The 4,143-nt window shown below is 67.2% G+C and carries 8 protein-coding genes; 1 reads left to right on the forward strand and 7 read right to left on the reverse strand.

What is annotated here, in order from left to right:
* Positions 1-267: 267 nt before the first annotated feature.
* The 7 genes from JCM19049_RS22525 to JCM19049_RS19740 form a co-directional block, all read right to left on the reverse strand.
* A complete protein-coding gene (locus JCM19049_RS22525) occupies positions 268-618 on the reverse strand; it encodes a hypothetical protein (protein WP_306420759.1) in 351 nt (116 codons plus the stop codon).
* Positions 619-620: 2 nt separating this feature from the next.
* Complete coding sequence (locus JCM19049_RS09050; RefSeq protein WP_306420760.1) at positions 621-2,030, reverse strand: long-chain fatty acid--CoA ligase; 1,410 nt, start codon at positions 2,028-2,030, stop codon at positions 621-623.
* Positions 2,031-2,103: 73 nt separating this feature from the next.
* Complete coding sequence (locus JCM19049_RS19720; RefSeq protein WP_279402819.1) at positions 2,104-2,484, reverse strand: hypothetical protein; 381 nt, start codon at positions 2,482-2,484, stop codon at positions 2,104-2,106.
* Entirely contained in the window at positions 2,481-2,672 is a 192-nt protein-coding gene (locus JCM19049_RS19725; RefSeq protein WP_279402820.1) for a hypothetical protein, read from the reverse strand. The genes JCM19049_RS19720 and JCM19049_RS19725 overlap by 4 nt, the downstream gene beginning before the upstream one ends.
* Positions 2,673-2,777: 105 nt before the next feature.
* The gene (locus JCM19049_RS19730) at positions 2,778-3,104 is read right to left on the reverse strand and encodes a hypothetical protein (protein WP_279402821.1); all 327 of its coding nucleotides are present in this window, start codon (positions 3,102-3,104) and stop codon (positions 2,778-2,780) included.
* On the reverse strand, positions 3,071-3,364 hold the full coding sequence (locus JCM19049_RS19735) for a phospholipid carrier-dependent glycosyltransferase (RefSeq protein WP_279402822.1): 294 nt from the start codon (positions 3,362-3,364) through the stop codon (positions 3,071-3,073). Before JCM19049_RS19735 ends, JCM19049_RS19730 begins: the two co-directional genes overlap by 34 nt.
* Positions 3,349-3,708: a hypothetical protein gene (locus JCM19049_RS19740; RefSeq protein ID WP_279402823.1), complete on the reverse strand. Its 360-nt coding sequence runs from the start codon at positions 3,706-3,708 to the stop codon at positions 3,349-3,351. Before JCM19049_RS19740 ends, JCM19049_RS19735 begins: the two co-directional genes overlap by 16 nt.
* A 68-nt stretch (positions 3,709-3,776) precedes the next feature.
* On the opposite strand from JCM19049_RS19740, the gene JCM19049_RS09060 reads away from it, so the two are divergent.
* On the forward strand, positions 3,777-4,143 hold a 367-nt coding region (locus JCM19049_RS09060; protein WP_374700272.1), incomplete at its 3' end, for an SAM-dependent methyltransferase.

Raw genomic sequence — 4,143 nt, forward strand, 5'->3', positions numbered from 1 at the left:
AGCACCCGGCCCGGCGCGGCAGCAGCGCGTCCAGGAACCGGGCATCGGTTTCCAGGTCCACGCCGGCCGTGGCCAGGTCCCGCATCTTCTGGGCGTACTGCTGCAGGTCGGGGGTGATCATGGCCCCATCCTTGCACCCGCGGAGACCGGAAGGCCAGCACCGCAGTGCGTCTGCCAGCCGGCGGGCAGCTTAGCGCTGGTAGAGCCCGCCGATCACCGTGGCGTAGGTATCGAGCACCTCTTGACGCTTGAGCTTGAGCGAGCTGGTCAGGTGCCGGAGGCCTCGGTCAGCTCATCGGGCAGGATCTGGAACTTGCGGATCGACTCGGCCTTGGAGACGGTCAGGTTGGCCGCATCCACCGCCTGCTGCACCTGGGCGATCACCTGCGGGTGAGTGGCGGCCTGACGCAGCGAGAGCTCATCCAGGTTCCGGGCCTTGGCCCACAATGCCAGCTCCTCATGATCCAACGCCACCAGCGCGGAGATGAACGGGCGGTTGTCTCCCACCAGGATGCAGTGCGCGACGATGCGTTCGGCGCGCACGGTTTCCTCCAGCGGGCCGGGGGCGACGTTCTTGCCGCCGGCGGTGACGATCAGCTCCTTCTTCCGACCGGTCACCTTCAGGTAGCCCTGCGCGTCCAGCTCCCCGGTGTCCCCGGAGGTGAAGTAGCCTCGGGGGTGAACATCTCGGCGGTGGCCTTGGGGTTGTTGTGGTATCCGGCGAACACCCCGATGCCCTTGATCAGGATTTCCCCGTCCTCGGCGATGCGCACGCTGGTGCCCGGGATCGGGCGGCCCACGGTGCCCACCTTGGTGTGCTCGGGCTGGTTCACGGTGGCCGGGGCGGTGGTCTCGGTCAGCCCGTAGCCCTCCACCAGCTGGATGCCGGCGCCACGGAAGAAGTGGGCCAGATCCTCGTTCAGGGCGCTGGCCCCGGAGATCGCGTAACCGCACTGCCCGCCAAAGACCTCGCGCAGCTTGGGGTAGAGCAGCACATCAAAGAGCCTGTGCTTGGATTTGAGCAGCAGGCCGGGCCCGCGCCCAGTGCCGTGCTGCTTGGCCTGCAGGGCCTTGGAGTAGGCGATGGCCACCTGTTCGGCCTGCGCGAAGAGCTTCGCCTTGCCGCCCTCCTCGGCCTTGGACAGCGCCGTGTTGCGGATCTTCTCAAACACCCGCGGCACCGCCAGCAGGAAGCCGGGCTTCACCGCCTGCAGGTCCTCGACCAGGGTGGCGGTGTTCGGGGAGTGGGCGATCACCGCCCCGCCGTGGATGCAGGCCTGCTGCACGGCGCGGGCCAGCACGTGGGCCAGCGGCAGGAACATCAAGGTGCGCTGGTCCTCGCCGAGCACGGTGCGCATGTAGTCGACCAGGTTGTAGGCGACCAGGGAGAAGTTCGCGTGGGTCATCATGCAGCCCTTGGGCCGCCCGGTGGTGCCGGAGGTGTAGACCAAGGTGGCCACGTCCTGCAGCCCGGCCCGGCTCCGGGCCGCCTCCAGCTGGCGCTGGCTGACCTGGTCGGGGTCGGCGAGCAGTTCGCTGAGCTTGGAGGAGGGGATGGAGCTCTCCCGGGCAGGGTTGCCGGCGTCAAAGAGGTAGACCTCCACCCGTTCGCCCAGTTGCGCGGCCGCCTGGCGGATCACCACCCGCTGGTCCGCGTTTTCGGCGAACACCACCCGGGCCCCGGAATCACGCAGGATCCATTCGATCTGGAAGGCGCTGCTGGTCTCATAGACCGGCACCGAGATGCCCCCGGCGAACCAGATGGCCTCCTCGACCAGCGCCCACTCGTAGCGGGTGCGGGACATGATCGCCACGTGGTCTCCGGGCTGTACCCCGTTGCTCATCAGCGTGGTGGCCAGGCGTTGCACATCGGTGAGGAACCGCCGGGCGCTGATGTCCCGCCAGGTGCCCTGGCGCTGCACGCTGAACAGCGGCTTGTCTGGGGCCTGCCGGACGCGCTCGAGCAATAGGTTGGTGGTGTTGTAGTTCGCATCCAGGTCATGCCGCAGCTCGACAGTCTCTTCGCGCATCAACTCAATCTTCCTGCCAGGTCGGGGAAATACCGCCAATACCTGGCAGTTACTTCACGGTAATATAACGTACTTAGCTCCAACTGGGAATCCAGACCCGGGCCCGCCAGGCGGTGTCCGGGATCATCTGCCCGGACCAGATCGGCCAGAAGAAAGCCGAGACCACCAGCAACACCGCCAGGAACAGCACCACCAGCACCAGCCGGGCCGGATAGCGCGGGGAGGCCGCACCGCCCGGCGGGAGGAACTTGCCGATCATGAACGTCAGGGCGAGCATCAGGAACGGGGTCATCGGCAGCGTGTAGAAGAAGAACATGGTCCGCTCCGGGTACAGCAGCCAGGGCAGGAACCCGGCCGCAACGCTGGAGAGGATCGCCCCGGCCCGCCAGTCCCTGGCCCCGATCCACCACAGGATCAGCAACACCATGCTCAGGGCCGCCGCCCACCACATCACCGGGTTGGCAGATCCGTGATCACCTCGGTGCACCGCGAGACCGTGCAGCCGTTCACCGCTTCGTCATAGCCCTCGAAGTAGAACAGCACCGGCGCCCGGCGAACATCCAGGTCCAGGGCGGGGACTGCCAGCTGTGCGGCGAATCCAGCCCGGTATGGAAGCTGTAGGCCGAGACGTGGTACTGCCACAGCGACCGCAGCGGCGCCGGCAGCCAGCCAAGACCCTCCCGGGATGCTCGGCCGCCCAATTGCGGTAGCGCCCCTCGCTGCCGGCCAGCCAACCGCTCCAGGTGGCTAGGTAGGTGGCCAGCACCAGCGGATGATCTGGAAAAAGGCCAGGATCCCGTCCCGCCACAGCCCCGAGACCACCCAGTGGCGGATCCCTGCGGTGCGTCGCGCCGACAAGTCCCACAGGACGGTCAGGATCCCGAACACCGCGACGAAGGACAGGGCCGACCACTTCACGCCCACCGCGCAGCCCAGCATCAACCCGGCCACCAGGCGCCAGGGCCGGAACCAGAGCATCGGCCCGTGGCGCAGCATCCAGTAGTCCGCCCGGTTGCCCGGCGGGATGCTCAGCTTGGCGATCAGCCGCCGCCGCCCGTCGGCACGATCCAGCACCAGGCGTAGAACCCGGCCAGGATGAAGAACATCAGGAACACGTCCAGCAGCGCCGTGCGGGACATGACAATCGAATGCCCGTCCACGGCCAGCAGCAGCCCGGCAATCCCGGCCAGTGCGTGCGAGTTGAACAGCGCCCGGGCGCACAGGGTCACCAGCAGCACCGCCAGGGTGCCAAACAGTGCGGTGGCCGTGCGCCAACCCAGCCCGTTGTACTCCCCGAAGACCAGCATCCCCAGCCCAATCAGCCATTTGCCCAAGGTGGGTGCACCACGTAGGAGGCCCCACCCTCCAGCTGCGGGTCCCCGGCAATGAACCGGTCATTGCTCTCATCCACCCATTCCATCTCGTGTCCGAAATGCAGCAGCGCCCAGGCGTCCTTGACGTAGTAGGTCTCATCGAAGATCAGTTCGTGCGGGTGGTTCAGGTGCACGAAGCGCAGCAACCCGCCCAGGAGGGTGACGACCAGGGGGATGAGCCACGCCAGGACGCCGCCGGGGGCGGTGGCCGGCAGCAGCCGCTCGCGCAATGCGCTGGCGGTGAAGGCCTGGTACGGGGAACGGACCGGGCTGGCCGACTGGGGTTTTGACTCGGTGAGGCTCATTGTCATTCATGCTACCGGTGGGCAAAATACAAATGCCGCAGTTACACACCTAGGGATAGGCTAATAAGGTGCAACAGGCTAAAGAAAACCCAGAATCCCCAGTTTCCGCGCCGGCACCCGAGGCCCGCGCCACACGGGATCCGGAGGGCCAGGGGCAGATCGTGCTGGGGGCCACCCCGATTGGCAACCTCTCCGACGCCTCTCCGCGGTTGCGCGAGATCATGGCCAGCGCGCACTTGATCGCAGCGGAGGACACCCGCAACTTCCACCACCTGGCACAGGGCCTGGGGGTGCGGCCCACCGGCCGGGTGATGAGCCTGCATGAGCACAATGAAACGCACAAGATTTCCGAGGTGCTGGAGGCGGTGCGCGATGGGGCGACGGTGCTGGTGGTCTCCGACGCGGGGATGCCGGCGGTCTCCGACCCCGGGTTCC

The sequence above is a fragment of the Arthrobacter sp. JCM 19049 genome (assembly GCF_001310435.1).